General features: G+C 61.3%; 19 protein-coding genes. 16 read left to right on the top strand and 3 right to left on the bottom strand.

Annotation, left to right across the window (positions count from 1 at the left end; translation table 11 throughout):
• Nucleotides 1-6 precede the first annotated feature (6 nt).
• From pcaH to HGP12_RS08295, 12 genes are all read left to right on the top strand, one after another.
• Nucleotides 7-756 (top strand): protocatechuate 3,4-dioxygenase subunit beta, encoded by a 750-nt coding sequence (pcaH, locus tag HGP12_RS08350; protein WP_168839375.1) that lies wholly within the window; start codon nucleotides 7-9, stop codon nucleotides 754-756.
• Nucleotides 756-1370 carry a protocatechuate 3,4-dioxygenase subunit alpha gene (pcaG, locus tag HGP12_RS08345; protein ID WP_168839376.1) on the top strand — a complete coding sequence of 205 codons (615 nt, stop codon included), beginning with the start codon at nucleotides 756-758 and terminating at the stop codon, nucleotides 1368-1370. The genes pcaH and pcaG overlap by 1 nt, the downstream gene beginning before the upstream one ends.
• 3 nt (nucleotides 1371-1373) lie before the next feature.
• Nucleotides 1374-2426 (top strand): 3-carboxy-cis,cis-muconate cycloisomerase, encoded by a 1053-nt coding sequence (locus tag HGP12_RS08340; protein ID WP_168839377.1) that lies wholly within the window; start codon nucleotides 1374-1376, stop codon nucleotides 2424-2426.
• A gap of 146 nt (nucleotides 2427-2572) precedes the next feature.
• The gene (locus HGP12_RS08335) at nucleotides 2573-3745 is read left to right on the top strand and encodes an ABC transporter substrate-binding protein (RefSeq protein WP_168839378.1); all 1173 of its coding nucleotides are present in this window, start codon (nucleotides 2573-2575) and stop codon (nucleotides 3743-3745) included.
• Nucleotides 3746-3836: 91 nt separating this feature from the next.
• Complete coding sequence (locus tag HGP12_RS08330) at nucleotides 3837-4700, top strand: branched-chain amino acid ABC transporter permease (RefSeq protein ID WP_168839379.1); 864 nt, start codon at nucleotides 3837-3839, stop codon at nucleotides 4698-4700.
• Nucleotide 4701: 1 nt separating this feature from the next.
• The gene (locus HGP12_RS08325; protein ID WP_168878702.1) at nucleotides 4702-5709 is read left to right on the top strand and encodes a branched-chain amino acid ABC transporter permease; all 1008 of its coding nucleotides are present in this window, start codon (nucleotides 4702-4704) and stop codon (nucleotides 5707-5709) included.
• The gene (locus tag HGP12_RS08320) at nucleotides 5706-6470 is read left to right on the top strand and encodes an ABC transporter ATP-binding protein (protein ID WP_168839381.1); all 765 of its coding nucleotides are present in this window, start codon (nucleotides 5706-5708) and stop codon (nucleotides 6468-6470) included. The genes HGP12_RS08325 and HGP12_RS08320 overlap by 4 nt, the downstream gene beginning before the upstream one ends.
• On the top strand, nucleotides 6451-7167 hold the full coding sequence (locus HGP12_RS08315; RefSeq protein WP_168839382.1) for an ABC transporter ATP-binding protein: 717 nt from the start codon (nucleotides 6451-6453) through the stop codon (nucleotides 7165-7167). Before HGP12_RS08320 ends, HGP12_RS08315 begins: the two co-directional genes overlap by 20 nt.
• Before the next feature lie 137 nt (nucleotides 7168-7304).
• Nucleotides 7305-7697, top strand: coding sequence for a GFA family protein (locus HGP12_RS08310; RefSeq protein ID WP_168839383.1), 393 nt, complete (start codon nucleotides 7305-7307; stop codon nucleotides 7695-7697).
• A gap of 128 nt (nucleotides 7698-7825) precedes the next feature.
• Nucleotides 7826-11452 carry a hydantoinase B/oxoprolinase family protein gene (locus HGP12_RS08305; RefSeq protein ID WP_168839384.1) on the top strand — a complete coding sequence of 1209 codons (3627 nt, stop codon included), beginning with the start codon at nucleotides 7826-7828 and terminating at the stop codon, nucleotides 11450-11452.
• An 84-nt stretch (nucleotides 11453-11536) separates the two neighbouring features.
• Nucleotides 11537-12064 carry a winged helix DNA-binding protein gene (locus HGP12_RS08300; RefSeq protein ID WP_168839385.1) on the top strand — a complete coding sequence of 176 codons (528 nt, stop codon included), beginning with the start codon at nucleotides 11537-11539 and terminating at the stop codon, nucleotides 12062-12064.
• A gap of 307 nt (nucleotides 12065-12371) precedes the next feature.
• The gene (locus tag HGP12_RS08295) at nucleotides 12372-13202 is read left to right on the top strand and encodes an MBL fold metallo-hydrolase (RefSeq protein ID WP_168839386.1); all 831 of its coding nucleotides are present in this window, start codon (nucleotides 12372-12374) and stop codon (nucleotides 13200-13202) included.
• Between the two features lie 35 nt (nucleotides 13203-13237).
• Here HGP12_RS08295 and HGP12_RS08290 read toward each other — a convergent pair whose 3' ends face one another.
• Nucleotides 13238-13984, bottom strand: coding sequence for a polysaccharide deacetylase family protein (locus tag HGP12_RS08290; protein ID WP_168839387.1), 747 nt, complete (start codon nucleotides 13982-13984; stop codon nucleotides 13238-13240).
• Nucleotides 13974-15071, bottom strand: coding sequence for a glycosyltransferase family 4 protein (locus HGP12_RS08285; RefSeq protein ID WP_168839388.1), 1098 nt, complete (start codon nucleotides 15069-15071; stop codon nucleotides 13974-13976). Before HGP12_RS08285 ends, HGP12_RS08290 begins: the two co-directional genes overlap by 11 nt.
• A 200-nt stretch (nucleotides 15072-15271) precedes the next feature.
• On the opposite strand from HGP12_RS08285, the gene HGP12_RS08280 reads away from it, so the two are divergent.
• Both HGP12_RS08280 and HGP12_RS08275 read left to right on the top strand, forming a co-directional pair.
• Complete coding sequence (locus tag HGP12_RS08280) at nucleotides 15272-16996, top strand: adenylate/guanylate cyclase domain-containing protein (RefSeq protein WP_168839649.1); 1725 nt, start codon at nucleotides 15272-15274, stop codon at nucleotides 16994-16996.
• A gap of 81 nt (nucleotides 16997-17077) precedes the next feature.
• The gene (locus HGP12_RS08275) at nucleotides 17078-17956 is read left to right on the top strand and encodes an FkbM family methyltransferase (RefSeq protein ID WP_168839389.1); all 879 of its coding nucleotides are present in this window, start codon (nucleotides 17078-17080) and stop codon (nucleotides 17954-17956) included.
• A gap of 32 nt (nucleotides 17957-17988) precedes the next feature.
• Here the strand turns inward: HGP12_RS08275 and HGP12_RS08270 are convergent, their stop codons facing one another.
• Nucleotides 17989-18468 carry a class I SAM-dependent methyltransferase gene (locus HGP12_RS08270; protein WP_168839390.1) on the bottom strand — a complete coding sequence of 160 codons (480 nt, stop codon included), beginning with the start codon at nucleotides 18466-18468 and terminating at the stop codon, nucleotides 17989-17991.
• Nucleotides 18469-18609: 141 nt separating this feature from the next.
• Here HGP12_RS08270 and HGP12_RS08265 point away from each other — a divergent pair, with 141 nt between their 5' ends.
• Both HGP12_RS08265 and HGP12_RS08260 read left to right on the top strand, forming a co-directional pair.
• Nucleotides 18610-19785, top strand: a complete 1176-nt coding sequence (locus tag HGP12_RS08265) for a DUF3095 domain-containing protein (protein ID WP_168839391.1) — start codon at nucleotides 18610-18612, stop codon at nucleotides 19783-19785.
• A gap of 352 nt (nucleotides 19786-20137) precedes the next feature.
• Entirely contained in the window at nucleotides 20138-21475 is a 1338-nt protein-coding gene (locus tag HGP12_RS08260) for an adenylate/guanylate cyclase domain-containing protein (RefSeq protein WP_168839392.1), read from the top strand.
• Nucleotides 21476-21486: the final 11 nt, after the last annotated feature.

Below are 21486 nucleotides of genomic sequence, written 5' to 3'. Positions count from 1 at the left end.
GCAGACATGTCCGATAGAAGCAACAGCAAGCCCGAGACGGGCGCCTTTTTCGCAAGAGACCGCGCCTGGCATCCGCCGGCCTTTGCGCCGGGATACAAGACCTCCGTGCTGCGGTCGCCGCAGCGCGCATTGCTTTCGCTCGATGGCACGATCTCCGAGATCACCGGGCCGGTCTTTGGCCACTCCATATTGAACGAGCTGGACAACGATCTCATCCATAATTTCGCCAGGCCGGGCGAGAGCGCTATCGGCGAGCGGATCATTGTCCATGGCCGCGTGCTCGATGAGCGCGGCCGGCCGGTACCGAGCGTGCTGCTCGAATTCTGGCAGGCCAATGCCGGCGGGCGTTATCGCCACAAGAAGGAAACCTATCTCGCCGCCATCGACCCGAATTTCGGCGGCTGCGGCCGCGCGATCACGGATGATGAAGGACACTACGCTTTCCGGACTATTCGTCCCGGCGCCTATCCCTGGCCGAACGGCGTCAACGACTGGCGTCCGGCGCATATTCACTTTTCCGTCTTTGGCCACGGCTTTGCGCAGCGGCTGATCACGCAAATGTATTTCGAGGGCGACCCGATGATCTGGAAATGTCCGATCGTCGGCACGATCCCCGACAAACAGGCGATCGAACAGCTGATTGCGCCGCTCGACTGGGGCAACACGATCCCGATGGATGCCCGCGCCTATAAATTCGATATCGTGCTGCGCGGTCGCCGTTCGACTCTGTTCGAAAACCGGCCGGAGGGCAATTGATGGTACAGGATCTCGGCTACCTGAAGGAAACGCCGTCGCAGACGGCAGGCCCTTACGTGCATATCGGCCTGACGCCGAACTACAGCGAGATCGGCGGCGTCTATGAAACAGATCTCGGCTCCGTGATGATCAACGACAAGACGCTCGGCGAGCGCATCACGCTGACGGGCAGGGTTCTCGATGGGGCAGGAGCGCCGGTCAAGGATGCGGTGCTCGAGATCTGGCAGGCCGATAGCGCTGGGCTTTACAACAGCCCGTCGGAACTGCGCGGTGCGGCCGATCCGAATTTCACCGGCTGGGGGCGTTGCCCGACCAGCTCGACCGACGGTGTTTTCCGTTTCGGGACGATCAAGCCGGGCCGCGTTCCCTTCAAGGACGGCCGCAAGATGGCGCCGCACGTTACTTTCTGGATCGTGGCGCGGGGCATCAATATCGGCCTGCACACGCGTATGTATTTTCCGGAAGAGACCGAGGCCAACGCCGAGGACCCCTTGCTTGCGCGTATCGAGCACAGGGATCGCCTCGCAACGCTGATTGCCGCAAAGGAGGGCTCCGTCTACACCTTCGATATCCATTTGCAGGGCGACAAAGAAACGGTTTTCCTCGATATATAGGCCATGAGCGTTTCTCCCTTCGATCATCCCTTTCTGTCAGGCCTTCTCGGTGACGAGGAGATCGCGGCTTATTTCTCGGCCAAGGCCGATATCCGCGCCATGCTCTCTTTCGAAGCGGCGCTTGCCAAGGTCGAGGCGCAGCATGGGCTGATCCCGCAGGATGCGGCCGGGCATATCGCCGAGGTCTGCGCAGGGTTCGAGCCCGATCTGCAGAGCCTGAAGACGGCAACTGCATCGGATGGCGTCGTCGTGCCGGATCTTGTTCGCCAGCTGCGCAAGGCAGTCGGCGAGGACGCGGGCAAACATGTCCATTTCGGTGCCACCAGTCAGGACGTCATCGACACCAGCCTAATGCTGCGGCTGAAGGCCGTAGCCTTTATCCTTGGCGGACGTCTCTTCGCGGTTTCAGCCGCTCTCTCCAAGCTCGATGAGCGTTTCGGCTCGAACCGGCTCATGGGCCGCACCCGGATGCAGGCTGCGATCGCGATTATCCTGTCCGACCGGCTACGGGCATGGCGTCACCCACTCGATCAGTATGGTGACCGGCTGACGCAGGAGAGCTTCCCATTACAGTTTGGCGGTGCCGCCGGCACGCTGGAAAAGTTCGGGCCGAAGGCGGCCGAAATCAGAAGTTCGCTGGCACAGGCGCTTGGTCTGACGGATGAGCCGCAGTGGCAAAGCCAGCGGGGGCGTATTGCCGAGCTGGCTGGATTGCTGTCCATGATTTCGGGCAGCCTCGGCAAGTTCGGCCAGGATGTCGCGCTTCTGGCACAGGCGGGCGACGAGATCGAGCTTGCCGGCGGCGGCGGCTCCTCAGCGATGCCGCACAAGCAGAATCCGGTGTCGGCCGAAACGCTGGTCACGCTCGCCCGGTTCAATGCAGTGCAGCTTTCGGGCATTCATCAGTCCCTCGTGCACGAGCAGGAGCGCTCCGGTGCCGCCTGGACATTGGAATGGCTGCTGCTGCCGCCCATGGTGGTGGCGACGGCAGCATCGCTGCGCCATGCCCTGCAATTGATCGGTATGATCAAGCGTCTGGGAGCTGCAGGAGAGTAGGATATTTACCGCTAATCATAACCATATAAATATGGATGGAAGGTTTTATTTCATTTTACATCACCTTTTCCTATGAGAAATTGGCGATGATCAGAATTTAAACGATCAAGGACGGCCCAAAAAAGCGGCTGTCGGGAGGAGAAAAAATGAAACGGTTTGTCTTGGCCGCCATCGCGGCCGTTGCTCTTGGCGGCGCTGCCTATGCCGACACCATCAAGGTCGGGGTCATCGGTCCGTTTTCCGGCCCGTTCGCGCTGCAGGGAAAGAATTTCAAGGCCGGCATCGACGCCTATATGGCTGTCAATGGCAAGAAGGTCGGCAATGACGAGGTGGAGGTGATCTACCGCGATCTGCCTGCGGCCGATCCGGCCCAGTCGAAGTCGCTCGCTCAGGAACTTGTCGTCAAGGAGAAGGTCCAGTATCTCGCCGGCTTCTACTTCACGCCGGACGCGATGGCGGTGACGCCGATCCTCAAGCAGGCCAATGTGCCGATGGTGATCTTCAACGCCGCCACTTCGGCGATCGTCACCAAGAGCCCGCTCGTCGTGCGCACCTCCTTCACCACCTGGCAGACCTCGACGCCGATCGCCAAGGTCGCCTTTGACGCCGGCGTGAAGAAGGTTATCTCCGTCGTCAGCGATTACGGTCCGGGCGTCGATGCCGAAAACGCCTTCAAGGCCGGTTTCGAGAAGCAGGGTGGCGAAGTGGTCCAGGCGATCCGCATGCCGCTTTCGACCAATGATTTCAGCCCGATCATGCAACGTATCAAGGATTCCGGCGCGCAGGGCGTCTTCGCCTTCCTGCCGTCCGGCCCGACGACGCTCGGTTTCGTCAAGGCCTATAATGAGAATGGCCTAAAAACAGCCGGCATCAAGCTCTTTGCACCCGGCGACCTGACGCAGGAGTCCGATCTGCCGGCGCTCGGCGACGCGGCACTCGGCATGCAAACGACCTTCCATTATGCGATTTCGCATGACTCGCCCGAAAACAAGGCCTTCGTCGCAGCTGCCGGCAAGGCGATCGGCAATCCAGCTGAACTGACCTTCCCGGCCGTCGGCGCTTTCGACGGCATGCATGTCATCTACAAGATGATCGAGGCGACCGGCGGCAAGCAGGATGCGCAGAAGGCCGTCGATGCCGTGAAGGGCTTGTCTTGGGTCAGCCCACGCGGCCCGGTCACCATCGATGCGGAAAGCCGGCACATCACGCAGAACATCTATTTGCGCGAAGTCGCCAAGGGCGATGACGGCAAGTACTACAACAAGGAAATCCAGACCTTCGAGAAGCAGGGCGATCCAGGCCTTGCTGCCGCGAAGTAAGCGCTCCTGAAGCTCCAACCCTTGATCGGAAGCCTCCGGTCAGGGGTGTGACGACAGCGGCCGCGCAACAACAACCGGACCAGCAATTTCAATGCAAACCGTGCTCAGCATAGCAGTCGATGCCCTCGCTTACGGCATGGTGCTGTTCGTCATCTCCATCGGTCTCTCGGTCACGATGGGGCTGATGCGCGTCGTCAATCTGGCCCATGGCGCCTTTGCGATGATCGGCGGCTATATCGCCTCCTACGCCGCGCACGATCTTGGTCTAGGCTATGCTGCCGCCGTATTGCTGGCGGTGGTGGGCACCGTCATCATCTCCATCCCGATCGAACGGCTGCTCTATCGGCGCATTTATGGTGCGCCCGAGTTGACGCAGGTGCTGATGACGATCGGCATCACTTTCTGCATCATCGGCATTGCCAACTACGTCTTCGGCCCGACCTTGAAAACCATTCCCTTACCGGGCGGTCTGCAGGGCTCCGTCGATCTTGGTTTCCGCACCATAGGCACCCATCGCATCTTCGCGATCGTCTGCGGCCTCATCGTCGCTCTCGTCTTATGGTACACGATCGAGAAGACCTCCTTCGGGGTCAAGCTGCGGGCCTCCGTCGACAATGCCGCGATGGCCGCCGCGCTCGGGGTCCGCACGGAAATCGTCTATGCGGTCAGCTTCGCCATTGCCGTCGGGCTTGCCGCCTTCGGCGGTGTCGTCGGTGCTGAACTTCTGCCCGTCGAGCCCTATTATGCCCTGCGCTATATGGTGACCTTCCTGGTCGTCGTTTCCGTCGGCGGCGCCGGTTCGATCTCGGGCGCGTTGCTTGCCTGTCTCATTCTTGGCTGCGTCGATACGACTGGCCGCTATCTCATGCCGGAATACGGGGAATTCTTCTTCTATCTGGCCGTCATTGCCATCGTCTGCGTCTTCCCGCGCGGCTTTGCCGGGAGAATGAAGTAACATGGCTTTGACCCTTGAAAGAGAGGCCGCACCGATCGTGACCAGACATCGTACATTCGGGCAGGATCTGATCGCGGTAGCGGCCATCGTCGTCGTGGCCGCCGCCGGCTACCTGCTGTTTCCGGATAATCTCGCTCTTCTCACCCGGCTGATCGCGATCGCGCTCCTCGTCCTGTCGCTCGATCTCGTCACCGGCTATTGCGGCGTGGCGACCCTCGGCCACGCGGCGCTGTTCGGCGCCGGTGCCTATGCCGCCGGCATCGCATCCGCCCATTACGGCATCAACGATCCCTTGCTGATGACGCTTGCCGGCATTATCGGCGGCGCTGTCGCCGGCCTGATCTGTGGCGTCGTCATATTGCGAGCGCATGGACTGCCGCAGCTCGTGCTGTCGATCGCGCTGGTCTATCTCTTTCACGAATTCGCCAACAAGGCATCCAGCTGGACGGGCGGCAGCGACGGCTTGTCGGGCATATCAGCCGATCCGCTGTTCGGCGCTTTCGAGTTCGATCTCTACGGGCATACGGCTTACTTCTATGGCGTGGCACTGCTGCTGATCGCGCTGGTGCTTTTGCGCTTTCTCGTCCGGTCCCCCTTCGGCATGCTCTGCCGCGGTATCCGTCAGGACCCGTTGCGCATCCGTGCCATGGGCGCCTCGCCGAAAGTGGCGTTGATCAGGATGTATATGATTTCCGGCGCTGTTGCCGGCATCGGCGGCGCGTTGAATGCGATCTCGACGCAGGTCGTCGGCCTTGACAGCCTGTCCTTCACGCAATCGGCCGAGGCGCTTGTCATGCTTGTCCTCGGCGGCACCGGATCGCTGTTTGGCGCGCTCGTCGGCACGCTGATCTTCATGCTGTTCGAGGACTACGTCTCCGCCGCCAATCCCTTCCATTGGCTGACGATCGTCGGCGCTTTGCTGATCCTCGTTGTTCTCTTCGCGCCCAAGGGCATTTACGGCACGGCCGCTGCCTATGTCGCCCGCCGCAGAGAGGAGATGCGGACATGAGCGCGATTTTTGAGGTCGTCAATCTGAAGAAGGCGTTCGGCGGCCTGACGGTGACCAACAATGTCAGCCTGTCGATGGCGCCGGGAGATCGCGTCGCGCTGATCGGCCCGAACGGCGCCGGCAAGACCAGCTTCGTCAACCTCGTGACAGGCAATCTGCCTGCCGATTCCGGCGAGGTCCGTATCGCCGGCCAAAACGTCAACAAGGTCGACGCCATCGGCCGGGTTCGACGCGGCTTGGTGCGCTCGTTCCAGGTGACTAGGCTATTTCAGGACATGACGCCGGCCGAGCACATCGGCATGGCGGTGCTGCAGCGGGCAGGCCGCTCCGGCCGCATGTTCGGCAACTTTCTCGCCATGCGCGACGTCATGGCCGAGATCGAGGAACTGCTCGGCACGCTCGGCCTTGCCAATCTCATGCATCGCAAGGTCAGCGAGATCGCCTATGGCCAGCAGCGCCTTTTGGAGATCGCTGTCGCCATGGCCCTGAAGCCGAAAGTGCTTCTGCTCGACGAGCCCGCCGCCGGCGTGCCGCAGAGCGATACCGGCCGCATCGAACAGGCGCTGGCCGATCTGCCCGCCGATCTCGCCGTGCTGATGATCGAGCACGACATGGATCTCGTCTTCCGCTTCGCCAAGCGCGTGGTGGTGCTGGCGGCCGGCACGATCATATTCGACGGGTCGCCGAAAGACGTGACACAGGATGCGCGTGTGCGCGAAGCCTATCTTGGGAGCTACGCCAATGCCGGCCACGCCGCTTGAAGTCGAAAATCTGTCGGCCGGCTACGGGCCGACGCGGGTATTGGAAGGTGTTTCCTTTTCCGTGCCGGCCGGCGGTCGGCTTGCCGTGCTCGGTCGCAACGGCATGGGCAAGAGTACGCTGCTTGCCACCCTTGCCGGCCAGACCCGGCGCTATGATGGCCACATCCGGCTGGGCTCGGCCGATATTGCCGGCCTGCCGAGCGCCCGGCGCGCCCATCAGGGCCTCGGCTACGTGCCGCAAACGCGCGATGTCTTCCCGACGCTGACGGTGGAGGAAAATCTCTCTGTCGGGCTGAAGGGACGGCCGAAAAGCGCCTTGCAGGAGGCCTATGATATGTTTCCGCGTCTGAAGGAGCGGCGCAAAAACCTCGGCAGTCAGCTTTCCGGCGGCGAGCAGCAGATGCTGTCGACCGCCCGAACGATCCTCGGCCGTCCCTCTGTCCTTCTTCTCGACGAGCCGTTGGAAGGGCTCGCACCCGTCATCTGCGAGGAGTTGATGGCGGCCTTCGCCAAGCTTGCCAAGTCAGGCGATATGACGATCCTGCTCGTGGAACAGCGCATCCAGAGCGCGCTGGATTTCGCAAGCGATGTCATTATTCTGGAGCGCGGCCGGCTTGCCTGGAAGGGGACGCCCAAGGCGCTTGCTCGGGATCATCATGCGGTCGAACGTTTGCTTGGTGTCGGTGGCCTGCACTAGCGATCTTGCTTCAGGCCGTGCCCAATAGCGGTGCGGCTTTGCATCGAACGGCTCGCCATGGTCCCGATCAGGCAATTGCGATGACTGCTTCATTTGGCGTAAACTTTCCGCCTGCTTGATTTTTGAGGAGGTGTGAGATGGACCGTTTCACCGGCGGCTGCTTGTGCGGCAAGGTGCGGATTGTCGCGGCGGGGCGCCCCTATCGGGTCGGCATTTGTCATTGTCTCGACTGCCGCAAGCACCATGGCGCGCTTTTCCATGCCTCCGCGATCTTTCCCGAGGATGCGGTGACGATCGAAGGCGAAACACGCGACTACGCCGGCCGGTTTTTCTGCCCGTACTGCGGCTCGCCCGTTTTCTCGCGAAGCGCGGACGAGATCGAAGTGAACCTGGGGTCTCTGGATGCCCCCGATCAATTGACGCCGACCTACGAGCTCTGGACCGTCCGCCGCGAATCCTGGCTGCCGCCGTTTCCGCTCGCGAGACGATATGATCACGATCGCGAGGGAACGAGCCGCTTCGAGGATTAGGTCGTGCTCGCCGCAAGCTTTATGATGACAAAAATTGAGGACGACAGCCGGTTTCGGTGAATCTTGTTGACGACAAAACGTTGACGATTTATCGATATATTATCATCGTTATTCTGCTGGAGGCGGATTTGTCGGAGAACACTTCGGGTCGTTGGGATTTCTGGATCGATCGCGGCGGCACCTTCACCGACGTCATCGGGCGCGATCCGGCAGGTATTCTCCATGCCCGCAAAGTGCTCTCGGAAAATCCTGAGGCCTATCGCGATGCGGCCGTTCATGGCATCCGCCTGCATCTCGGCCTCGGCAAGGGCGAGCCGGTTCCTGAAGGAACGATCGGCGAGGTGCGCATGGGCACGACGGTCGCCACCAATGCGCTGCTTGAGCGTAAGGGCGAGCGCCTTGCGCTGGTGACGACGAAGGGTTTCCGCGATGCGCTACGCATCGGCTATCAGGAACGCAAGAAGATCTTCGCGACCGAGATCGTCAAGCCGGAAGCGCTTTATGAGGATGTCGTCGAAATCGAGGAGCGGGTGTTGGCCGACGGCACTGTCGAGCTCGCTCTGGATGAAAAGGCGGCCGAAACGGCGCTACGTGACCTTCTCGCCAAGGGCTACCGCTCTGTCGCCATCGTTTTCATGCATGCCTATAAATTCCCGGCGCACGAGGCTGCCGTTGCCAGGATCGCGCGCTCCCTGGGCTTCGAGCAGGTTTCCGTTAGCCATGAGGTCTCGCCGCTGATCAAGCTCGTTGGCCGTGGCGATACGGCTGTCATCGACGCCTATCTCTCGCCGGTGCTCGGCCGTTATATCGGCCAGGTCTGCGATGAGCTCGATGTCGAGCGCACCAGTGCGCGCGTCATGTTCATGATGTCGTCGGGCGGATTGACGGCCGCCGATATGTTCCAGGGCAAGGACGCGATCCTCTCCGGCCCGGCCGGTGGCGTGGTCGGTCTTGCAAAGACCGGCGAACAGGCGGGCTTTGCCAATGTCATCGGCTTCGACATGGGCGGCACCTCGACGGATGTGGCGCATTTCGACGGCGAATATGAGCGCGCCTTTGAGACGGAAGTGGCCGGTGTCCGCGTGCGCGCGCCAATGATGCTGATCCATACCGTGGCCGCCGGCGGCGGCTCGATCCTGCATTTCGACGGCGACCGCTTCCGTGTCGGGCCGGATTCTGCCGGCGCCTTTCCAGGGCCGGCCTGCTACCGGAATGGCGGTCCGCTAGCCGTCACCGACGCCAACGTCATGGCCGGTAAGCTGCCGCCGGAATTCTTCCCCTCCATCTTCGGCCCGAACCAGGATCAGCCGCTCGATGTCGAGACGGTGCGGGCCAAGTTCGCGGCACTCGCAGTCGAAATCGGCGACGGCCGCAGCCCGGAAGACGTCGCCGATGGCTTCATCCGCATCGCGGTTGCCAATATGGTCGAGGCGATCAAGAAGATCTCCGTTCAGCGCGGCTATGACGTGACGCGTTATGCGCTCAACTGCTTCGGCGGCGCCGGCGGACAGCACGCCTGCCTGGTCGCCGACGCGCTCGGGATGAAGAGCATCCTTTTGCATCCGATGTCCGGCCTTCTCTCCGCCTATGGCATGGGGCTCGCCGATATCAGGGCAACGCGCCAGAAGGCGCTCGGCGTTTCACTTGATGACGCCGCACCCGCCGCCATCGCGGCACTTGGCAGCGAATTGCGCGGCGAATGCGTGCCCGAACTGGAAGCGCAAGGCGTCGCAACAGCTGAGATCAAGACGGTCCAGCGCGCCCATATCCGCTATGCCGGCACCGATACTTTGTTGGCGGTCGAGACGACTTTCCCCGAGATCGACGATCCGGCGCGTCTGCGCGGCCAGTTCGAGACGCTGCACAAGCGCCGCTTCGGCTTCGTTGCAGAGGACAAGCCTCTCGTCGTGGAGGCCGTCGAGATCGAAACGATCGGCGGCGCGGCTGCCGATATTGCGGTCGAGCTCGAAGCCGCAGCCGAAGGTGAGGCACAGGCCGCAAGGCGTATTGCCTTCTACTCAAGCGGTGCAAACCACGATGCGGCCGTCGTCCTGCGCCAGGCGATCAAGCCCGGCCAGACCGTTACCGGCCCGGCCATCATCATCGAGCCGAACCAGACGATCGTCATCGAGGACGGCTGGCAGGCGCAGCTGACGATCAAGGATCATATCGTCCTCAAGCGCATCAAGGCGCTGCCCGAACGCAATGCCATCGGTACCAAGGCTGATCCCGTCATGCTGGAGATCTTCAACAATCTCTTCATGTCGATTGCCGAGCAGATGGGCATGACGCTGCAGAACACGGCCTATTCGGTCAACATCAAGGAGCGGCTGGATTTCTCCTGCGCCGTCTTCGATGCGGAAGGCAATCTGGTCGCCAACGCACCGCATATGCCGGTGCATCTCGGCTCGATGGATGCGTCCGTCGCAACCGCGATCCGCGAAAACGCCGTCATCCAGCCGGGCGATGTCTTCCTGATCAATGCGCCCTATAATGGCGGCACGCACCTGCCTGATCTGACCGTCTGCACCCCGGTCTTCGACGATGCCGGCAAGAATATCCGTTTCTGGGTCGCCAGCCGCGGCCATCATGCCGATATCGGCGGCATTTCGCCGGGATCGATGTCGCCACTCGCCACCCACATCGAGGAGGAAGGCGTCTATATCGACAATTTCAAGCTGCTCGATTGCGGTCGCTTCTGTGAAGCCGAGCTTACCAAGCTGCTGACGGGTGCGCGCTATCCGGTGCGCACGCTCGCCCAGAATATCAACGACCTCAAGGCCCAGGTCGCGGCCAATGAAAAGGGCGTGGCCGAGCTGAAGAAGATGATCGTCCACTTCGGCGAAGATGTCGTTGATGCCTATATGGGGCACGTTCAGGATAATGCCGCCGAGAGCGTGCGCCGCGTTCTCGACCGCCTGTCGGATGGCGAATTCAGCTATGAAATGGATCAAGGCTGCAAGATCGTCGTCCGGATTTCGATCGACAAGGACAAGCGCGAGGCAACGGTCGATTTCACCGGCACCTCGGCGCAGCGCCCGGATAATTTCAATGCACCGCAGCCGGTGACGCGCGCTGCCGTGCTCTATGTCTTCCGCGTTCTCGTCGAAGCCGATATTCCGATGAATGCCGGCTGCCTGAGGCCAATCCGCATCATCATCCCCGAAGGCACGATGCTGACGCCGGAATATCCGGCCGCCGTCGTTGCCGGCAATGTCGAGGTCAGCCAGGCCGTGACCAACTGCCTGTTCGGTGCGGTCGAAGCGCTTGCCGCCGCGCAAGGCACGATGAACAATCTGACCTTCGGCAATGATGCCTATCAATATTACGAGACGATCTGCTCGGGTGCGCCGGCGGGGCCGGGCTTCAACGGCGCCGATGCGGTGCACACGCATATGACCAACTCGCGGCTGACGGATCCCGAAATCCTCGAGACGCGGTTCCCGGTCGTGCTGGAGGATTTCCACATTCGTCCGAATTCCGGCGGCCGCGGCAAATGGAATGCCGGCAACGGCACGCAGCGCACCATCCGCACGCGCGAAAAGCTGGAATTCGCGATCCTGTCGGGACATCGGCGCGTAGCGCCCTTCGGCGTCAAGGGCGGTGAAGCCGGGCAGACGGGCCGCAACTATGTCCGTCGCAACGACGGCAGGATCGAAGAGCTGATCGGCTCGGCCCATACGGTGCTCGATGCGGGCGAGGCCTTCACGGTCGTCACCCCCACCGGCGGCGGCTACGGAAAGCGGGACAAATAGGAATGTAATGCTGGAGCCGAGCGGCGTTCGACCGCTCGGCCTGTTGATCTGCAGGGGCTTGATCCGGTTCGAAGGAGTTTTCAGGTGACGTCCGAGGAAAAGAGTGAACGACGCGAATTGATCGTCTCGTCAGCCCATCTTGCTGGCGGCAGCTCGCCGGCCCTGTCGGAGCTGGAATACGGGTCGATCCTCTTTTCCCATGCCTTCAATCGATGGCTGGTTCGCTGCATGGCGGCAGCCGGCGTGCCCGGCCTTTCGCCGGTCGAGATCCTGATTATTCATTCGGTGCGGCATCGCGACCGGCCAAAGACGCTCGCTGATCTCTGCCTCGTCCTCGATATCGAAGACACGCATGTCGCCAATTATGCCGTCAAGAAGCTCGAGGCGGCGGGGCTCGTCAAAAGCGGCAAGGCCGGCAAGGAAAAGACGATCCGGGTCACCGACAAGGGCCTGGACGCATTGAAGCGCTATACTGAAATTCGCGAGCGACTATTGGTGGAGGCGACGAAGGTCTCCGGCCTGTCGCAGGACGGCCTTTCCGACATTGCTTCGCATCTCAGGGCATTGTCCGGCTATTACGAACAGGCCGCGCGCTCGGCCGCGACGCTGTAAGCAGCGAAGAGAGCAAGCGACCGCCGCCGATTCTCGGCTGCCTGAAGGGCCTCTTTCCGTCAAGATCACGATCTCGTGCCTGACCCTCGAACCGGAGCGTCAACCCCAGCCCCTTATCTATTCTGCCGCGCCATACCTATATTAGGCTTGTGTGATCCGTTGGCGGCGTTCGTTCGTCCAACGATCTGTATTGGCCGAACGATGGGATCCAGTTTTTACCACCGTGCGACTTTTGGAAATTGCTGGCTTCGCACGATAGCAAAAGTGTGCTTTTTTTGACCGAAAGGGGAATGGTGTAAAAAATTCCATGAACAACGATAGTTTCGAGCTGAAATTTTGGGGCGTGCGGGGAAGCATCCCTGTATCGGGACCGGAATTTGAGCGGTACGGCGGCAATACGTCATGCATTGAGTTACGGCATGACGGCAGGCATATCTTATTCGACGCCGGGACGGGGTTGCGTGAAGCGGCGGCGTCTCTGGCCAAGGAGGGGGTCCGCGACATCGATCTCTTCTTCACGCACTCGCATTACGACCACATCATCGGCCTGCCCTTCTTCAACGCCATCTATGATCCGAGGGTCAGCGTCGATCTCTGGTCCGGCCATCTTGCCGGCAAGACGACGACCCGGCAGTTGATCGGCCAGTTCATGCGGCCGCCATGGTTCCCCGTCGAACCCGATATCTGTCGTGCCGAGATGAGTTTTCGCGATTTCGCCGCCGGCGATACGCTGAAGCCGCATCCCGGCATCGTCATGCATACGGCCAGGTTGAACCATCCGGGCGGCTGCATCGGCTATCGCGTCGAATGGTCGGGCCGGGTCATCGCCATGGTCTACGACACCGAGCATATAACCGGTAAGCTGGATGAGGCCGCGCTGGCCCTGATGGCCGATGCCGACCTCGTAATCTATGACGCGACCTATCTCGAAGCCGAGATGCCCAAATATATGGGCTTCGGCCATTCCACCTGGCAGGAGGGCGTCAAGCTCGCCAAGAAGGCCGGCGCCAAGCAGCTGGCCTTGTTTCATCACGCTCCCGGCCGCACCGACCGCGAGCTGGACGACATGCAGCGCGATGCGCAGCAGAGCTTCCCCGGTGCATTCGTCGCCTTTGACGGGCAATCGCTGCAGCTCTGAAGCCTGCCGCGCGAGGCGAGTTCCATGGCACTGCGCTAATTGATAAAATTGCCGACCGGCCGCCATTCGATGGCGGCATGGCCGGCTGTTTCCTCAAACAGGGCCTCGACGAAACCCCAGGCAAGATCATCGTGGACGAGATGGTGCGTCATCACGCCGATCGGCTCGTCATTGCCGTTAAAGCGGTTCTGAAGCTCTTCCACGAGGCGCCCGATCACTTCGGCATGCGGCAGGCCTCCACGCATGCCATGCCATCGCATGATGTCGATATGCGTGTTGACCAAGCCGATGGGTGCCTGCTTGGCCAGCCCGAAGATGGAAACGGCGCGATAGCCAAAAGGTTCGAGATGCGGCAACAGCGCATCGTCGATCCGGTTCCACGGCGGCACCAGCAACGGGACGAACTGCGCGGGATAAAGGGTTTGCAGCTTGTCGAAGCCGCGATGAAGTTCATCGAGCACGACCGTCTTTGGCCGGTGCGGGCCGAGCTCCTGCTTCTTGGTATCGTCAGGAGCATAGTTCCGATGCGTCCAGCCATGCACCGTCGCTGTGATATGGCTTTCACCCGCCAGTCGTTCGGCCAGCGGCTTGCCTGTCGGCCCCGGAATGATCGCGAGTGCCATCGGCACGTCGAACCGATTGGAAAGCGATAGTAGCTGGTCGAGGGCAGGGGTCGGCTCGATGGCGTCGTCGTCTCGAAACCAGAACTTCGCCGTTCGCCCCGTCGCGCTCCAGCGCCGCAACTCGTCGCGCAAGGGCTGCCACTCGGCTCTATCGCTCATAACGGGTGTCTCCCAGATAGTTTCGAAGAATGGTTTCAAGCCGCTTCGAGGCGGCAATCAGGGAACGCTCCTGGTGAACGAAGCTATAGGCAGCGTCCGCCATGGCCTGTCGCTGCTGCTGATCGCCGAGAAGCCGCGAAATCGCATTGGCATAGGCCCCCACATCGCCCTCCGGCGTCAGCAATCCCGTTTTGCCCGCCATCACCACCTCCGGTACGCCAGCCGTCGCCTGTGCGATCACGGGAAGGCCTGCCGCCTGTGCCTCGAGATAGGCGAGGCCATAAGCCTCGTTGCAACCGGGCCAGACATAGAGGCCAGCGGTCGCAAGCTCCTTTGCGATCTCCGCGGTGGAGCGCTCCCCGCGCCAGCCTATCCGTCTCTCGTCGAAAGTGGAAAAAAGCGACCTTACTTCGGCCCGCATTGGTCCATCGCCGATGATGGTCAGGGTCCAATCCTGGTCGCGGATGAGATCGAGTGCTTCGGCCAGTATGGTGTAGCTGTCGAACTTGTCGCCCTTGCGCAGCATCGCCACGGTGATCAGCCGCCGCGGATCGGAGGACGAGCGAGCAAAGGGCGCGGCATCGATGAAGGGCAGGAAACGCTCGTAGCGCCCATCCGGGATTGCCTCCTTGAGGCCGGTCCGGTCCCTTTCGGTAAAGCACAGATTGACGGCGGCAAGCCGTACGGCGTCGGCGATGAGGCGCTGGTTTTCACCCCAGCCGTTTTCGTCATGGCGGCGGGAATAGGATGCCTCCGCCGTGACATAGGGAATGCCGAGCCCTCTCGCGATGGATAGACCGATAAGATCGGGGGTCTTGTAATAGGGGTGGTAGGTGAACCATAGGTCGGGTGCCATCTCGTCCTGCCAGCGCTCAAGCAGGCGACCTACTTCGCCTTCCGCCCGCCGGGCGATTTCCATGCGCGGACCGGCTTCCGGCGTTGGCGTGAAGCTTCGCAATTGCGAAGCGACGTCGACCTGATGTCCGGCCATTTCCAACGCCGCGATGATCTGGCGCGCCATCAGCCGATCGCCCGAGGGGACTGGGTGGCCAGGGGACTTCAACGGGGCGTAAAAGGCGATCTTCATACTGTCGGCACGTGGTTGACGATTAAGTGATGGTACGAGCGCGAATTGTGAGACGTTTGCCCGAATTCCGACCGGTTGCGTGACAATAAGGTCCCTGCTTCAAAAAGCCGCATCCTCGACAGTGTGCGGCGTTGCGGCTAGATGAATAGGCGATAGCCGTTTTCCCACCGGTTGTGAACGGGCAATATACATTGGGTTTGATGACCATCGAGGCAAGAAAGCCAATCATGTCCGATCGCCTCGTGCGAAAGCTGCGCCTTGGCTCCGGTTTGATCGTGTTCGCCTTCGTGATCATGCATCTGGCCAATCATGCCCTCGGGCTGATTTCGCTCGGCGTGGCCGAACATGCGCAACGATGGTTCATGGCGGTCTGGCGCAATCCCGTGGGAACCGTGCTTCTTTATGGAGCCCTGATCGTTCACATTCTGCTCGTGCTGCGGATGCTTTACCGGCGCCGCACGCTCGTCATGCCCGCCGGCGAGGCCTTCCAGATCGTCACGGGCCTGCTGGTGCCGTTGCTCCTGATCGATCACATCGTTGCGACCCGCATCGTGCATGAGATTTATGGCTATCACGACACCTACCGGGCGATCGTGCACAGCCTTTGGGTGACATCGCCGGTCAACGGTGCGCGTCAGTCGCTGGTGCTTCTGATTGTCTGGCTTCATGGCTGCATCGGCGTTCACTTCTGGCTGCGCTATCGCCCGTGGTATATGGCGATCGCACCCGTGATGCTGTCGCTCGCTATCGTTCTGCCGGTTCTTGCGCTGCTCGGCTTTGCCGCAATGGGCAAGACCGTGACGCACGAGGCTGCCCAGGAAGATGAACGCGGCTACAGTGGCGGCTATTATAGCGACCTGCGAAGCTATGGCGACAAGGGGTCGGTGCCGGGCGGTCAGATAGCCGAGACCCTATGGCCTTATCGCGCCGGGTTCTATGGGGCCTTCAGCCTGTCGATCGTCGCTCTCTTCGGCTTTCGCGCGCATCGGAGATTGCGTGAGCGGCAATATCAGGTCGCCATCCGTTATGCGGGCGGCGAGGTCGTGCATGCGCCGCGCGGCTTCAGCGTGCTCGAGGCAAGCCGCCTTGGCGGCATTCCGCATTATTCGGTCTGCGGCGGCAAGGGACAGTGCTCTACCTGCCGTGTCCAGATCATCGAGGGCGTAGAAAACCTGCCGCCGCCGGAGCCGCTGGAGCAGAAGACGTTGACCCGGATCGGCGCCACGCCGGACGTGAGGCTCGCGTGCCAGCTGCGCCCGACCGGCAATGTCAGCGTCCTCCCGCTTCTGACGCCGATGGCCGAGGCGACGATCCCAGTCTACAGCCAGACCGCCAGCCCCGGCCGCGAGCGCGAGATTGTCGTGTTCTTCTGCGATCTGCGCCATTTCACCTCGCTGACGGAATCGCGCCTGCCCTTCGACATTGTCTTCCTGCTCAACCGCTATTTCGCCATCGTCGGCCGCATCATCGAGGAGAACGGCGGCCGCATGGACAAGTTCATCGGCGATGGCGCCATGGCGCTCTTCGGCCTGCGCACCACACCGAAGGAGGCAAACCGGCAGGCATTGAAAGCTGCGGCCGCGATCGTCCAAGAGATCGACAAGCTCAGCGCGGAACTGGCCGACGAACTGGCCGCGCCGCTTGAAATCGCCATCGGCCTTCACAGCGGTTCGGCCGTGGTCGGTTCGATGGGGTATGGCAGCGTCAAGAACGTGACGGCGATCGGCGACACGGTCAATGTCGCCAGCCGACTGGAAAGCGTTGCCAAGGAGTTCAACAGCGCACTCGTCTTTTCCGAACCGGTGGCCCAGCTTTCCGAGGTCGATACGCAGGGCGTTGAAAGCCGCGAGATTGCCGTTCGCGGCCGCGGCGAGCCGCTGCGGGTCTATATCGTTTCGAAGGAAACGAGCAGCCGCTTTGCCTGATGCCCCAGGCAGGACACGGGCAGCGCATCAGCCGATGTTCTCCGTTTGCAACGGCAAGACCCTAGTGTAGGGATGCTCGGCATGTTCGACCGCAAGATGCTCACAAGAAAATACTGGCGACGCGCCTTTCGCAGAAAACGGGATGCGATCGCCACCCGCCTCTTCGATACGCGCCTGGGCCGGGACATCCTCGTCAGCGCGCTCGGCCCGCGCGTCAAGATGATGATGGTGGATTGCGGCGACCATGTCCTGAGCTTCTCACCGGCCGATTACATCGGCCGCAAGGTGTTTCGTAAAGGCCATTTCGAGCGTGATCATGTCGACCGGCTGCTGAGCGTGCTGCGCGAGCGTTGCCTGCTGCGCAAGGGCTCCGTTCTTCTGGAACTCGGCGGCAATATCGGCACGCAAACCTGCTATTTTGCCCTCAGCGGCGCCTATGACCGCATTGTCAGCGTCGAGCCGGACCCGCGCAATTTCCGGCTTCTGACGATCAACATTGCCGACAACGGCCTGCAGCAGATGGTGACGGCGGTCAATTGCGCCGCCGGCGATCGCGGCGGGCAGCTCGACTTTTACCTTAATCACAAGAATCACGGCAAAAGCAGCGCGTTGCGCCAAAGCGCAACCGACGAGAAAATCTCCGTTCCCGTCCTGCCCGTTCCCGATATTCTGCTACAGGCCGGCACCGAGCCTGCCGATATCGGCCTGATCTGGATGGATATCGAAGGCTATGAACCGGTTGCCTGCCGTTCGATGCATGCGTTGATGGAACGCAAGGTGCCGCTCTATATGGAATTTACCCCTGCCTTCTACGGCAAGGATCATGCCAGGGGTTTCATTGCCGATCTCGGCAAGTACTACGGCGAATGTCTCGCATTTTTCGAAGACGGTGAGCGGATCATGAAAGTCGTTGAGCTGCCCAGCGAAGGCGAGCAGTTCGATGTTCTGTTTCTGCGCTGAAACCAGAGCGGTCCGCTTTTCCTGGAAATGCCTTAGCGCCGCCGATAGATGAAATAGCGCCCTTCCTTGACGGCTTCGGGCAGGGGCAGCGCCTGAAGATCCGGATGCTCGAGGGGAAGGCCGCTGACGGCGATCCCGCCTGAAGCGAGCACGCCGGCCATGATCCCGGGCAGCCAGGTCAACGTCACCGCGTCCTTGTCCTCGTAGCCGGTGCCGATATCCGCATGGGCAAGCGAGGCCCTCGCACCGACGAAGCTCTTGGCAGTATCCTTGATTTCACCAAGGATGAGATTGTCAGCCGACGGCATGGACGGGCCATAGGCATTGGCTGCCCGATCGAATGCGACGATGCGGCGATCAGGGAAAAGTTCGCGCAGGTGGTCGAAGGTGCGGCCATTGCCGAGCCCCAGTTCCAGCACGGGACCGTCAAGCGTTCTGACCTCGTCGGCAACGGCATTGAGGATGTCGCGCTGCGCGCTCAGGCGGCGAATGAAACTATCCAGGCGGCTCATCGTATTAGAAATATCCTTGGCGTTTTGGTGCCTTCATTCGCGGCAGTAGCACGGCTGGCATATGACGTCGACCGCCCGCTGGTTTTTCGGCGTATTTGCTGTAGGGATAGATTGTCGCGGCGCTCACTGAAGGGGAATATCATGGTCGAGCCATCCAAGGATGATTTCTTCCATAGACTCACGGGCTTCACCCGCTTCGAGGGCGTGACTGACAGCGCCAATTATCAACCGCTGCCGGACGACTGGCTGATTGCGATCGCCGATATCGTCAGCTCGACGAAGGCGATTGCCGCCGGCCATTACAAATCTGTCAATATGGCAGGCGCCAGCGTGATTTCCGCCGTGCTCAACGCATTGGAGAGAGGCGATTATCCCTTCGCCTTCGGAGGGGACGGCGCATTGGTGGCGATCCCCCCGTCGGGCGAGGAGCGGGTACGGCATGCGCTGGCGGCTGTCCGGGCCTGGGTGATGGAGGAATTGCAGCTCGACCTGCGCACGGCCCTGGTACCGATGACGGTGATCCGCGGCGAGGGCCTGGACGTGCGGGTCGCACGCTTCAGCCCGAGCGACTACGTTTCCTATGCCATGTTTTCCGGCGGCGGGACGAGCTGGGCCGAAAGGCAGATGAAGGCGGGGCAATTCATCGTCGAGGCGCTGCCGACAAAGGCGGAGCCGGATCTGACCGGTCTTTCCTGCCGTTGGAACCCGATCAAGGCGCAAAACGGCGAGATCGTCTCCATCATCGCCATTCCCGGCGAGGCCGGCAACGACGCAAGCTTTCAGCGGCTGGTTGCCGATATCATTGCCATTTCCGCCGAGCAGAACCGCGACGGCCATCCGGTCCCGGTCGAAGGCCCAACGCCTGTATTGAGCTTCGGCGGGGCGGATATCGAAGCGCGCGCCGTGGCCGCTCCGGCCGATCGCTGGTGGCGGAAGCTGGCCATCGATGCGCAGATCGTCCTCGTGTGGATTCTCGACAGGTTCGGCGTCAGGGCCGCGACCTTCGATGCCAAGATCTATCGGCGGGACCTTGCGGCGAATTCCGATTTCCGCAAATTCGACGATGGGCTGAAAATGACCATCGACGTCGATGCCGCGCACCTCAAGCGCATCGAGGCGCGTCTGCTGCAGGCCGAGGCCGAAGGTGTCTGCCGCTTCGGGCTGCACCGGCAGGACAGCGCCCTGATGACCTGCTTCGTGCCGACCCCGCTCATGCGCGACCATATGCATTTCATCGATGGTGCGAGTGGAGGATATGCGATGGCGGCAATGGCCCTGCGGGAAAAGAAGCCGCCGGTGCTTGCCGCAGGCGAGTGATTTTCGCGTAATGGAGCGGTGACGCGACGGGAAGGCCATGGGTCGCGGTTGCGATTTTTATCGACCTGCCGCGTTTTTACCCATTGTTTCAGCGTCATATGCGCCTTATCTCAAAGAGAACAAAATGAGAGTCGTCGCTTGCGGCGATTGTGTTTTGCTGCATTTCATATGCGGGGGCGTGGGAGAAATGCAGCCGAATTTTCTGGCGTCGACATGACCTGGTGAAGGAAAGCATCGACGCTGTCGCATGATAACTTTGTCCGACCTCAAGCCGATGGGCAGGGTTACGGAGATGGCGGCTTTCCATGGCCGGGACGAAACATCAGGCATTTCAAGATAGGCCGCGGGGATAATGACTATTCATTCGAGTGTTTCCGATCTTCTTCTCGATAAGGTGGCGGAATGGCTGACGCAGGCGGCGTTGACCGGCGAAAACCTGGAGACCATCGTGCGGGGCTTCTGCGAGCGCATGGCGGCGACGGGAATGCCGCTCATTCGCGTGCATCTGACCTTTTCCATGCTGCATCCGCTCTATGACGCTCTTGGGTTTACCTGGCGACGGGCCGGCGGTCTGACGATCGAAGGCTATCGCCATGTGAACGATAAGCCCGAACGCTTCATGCAGAGCCCCTATTACTATCTCCTGTCCAACAATCTTCTGCATCTGCGTCGGCGGATCGATGTGGATGGAGCCGCGGAGTTTCCGATTTTCGAGGATCTGCGCAAGGAGAAGGTGACCGACTACATGGCCTTCGTGCAGACCTTCGGAGCCGGCTCGGTCCAGGGCATGATGGGCTCCTGGTCCACCGACAGCATCGGCGGCTTCAGCGAGGAGATGATTGGAGCGCTGATGCGCATGCAGAACCATCTCGCCATGGCGGCCAAGATGGCGGTTCTGGGTAAGCTCGCCAACAATATGCTGACCACCTATCTCGGTGGCGATGCCGGCAAGCGCGTGCTGAACGGGCAGGTCCGCCGCGGCGACGGCGAGACGATCCGTGCGGCCCTGGTCATGGGCGATATGCGGCAATCCACCGTCTATGCCGAGAAGGAAGGGCGACAGGCCTATATCGACACGCTGAACGAGTTCTTCGATGCGATCGCAGCGCCCTTCAACCGCAATGGCGGCGAAATCATGAGCTTTCTCGGCGATGGTTTTCTGGCGGTCTATCCCTGCGGCCGGCACAAGGATCCGTCCAAGGTGGCCTGTGAAGCCGCGCTATCGGCCGTCTTCGAGGCACAGCGCCGCGTTGCTGCTCTGAACAAGGATCGCCGGTCGCGCAATTTGAGCGAGGTGCGTTACGGAATAGGCCTGCATGTCGGCAACGTCATGTTCGGCAATGTCGGATTGAAGGATCGGTTGACCTTCTCGGCCTTCGGCGCCGCCGTCAACGAGGTGGAGCGGCTGCAGTCCCTGACCAAGAAATATGGAACGGAGGTTGTCGCGAGCCAGGCCTTTTCCGGCTACACCGACTGCGAGTGGGGAACGCTCGGCGAAGAAAAGCTGCGCGGCGTGCGCCAGCGCTTTACCGTGGTCTCTCCGATGGCAGCCGCCATTGCCAACGGCACGGTGGAATTTTTCCACGACACCGCGGCTGACGGGCTCTCCGAAGCCGAGCAGGTCATCCTCTTGCACAGGGATGCCAAGAAGTTCGAAGGCCGTGTTCAAGTCGAAAACCTGACCCAGTGACCTCCGCCGCC

Origin of the sequence: Rhizobium sp. P28RR-XV (assembly GCF_012641385.1) — a bacterium.
Taxonomy (GTDB): domain Bacteria; phylum Pseudomonadota; class Alphaproteobacteria; order Rhizobiales; family Rhizobiaceae; genus Rhizobium.
This window is presented reverse-complemented; position numbering and strand designations above follow the sequence as displayed.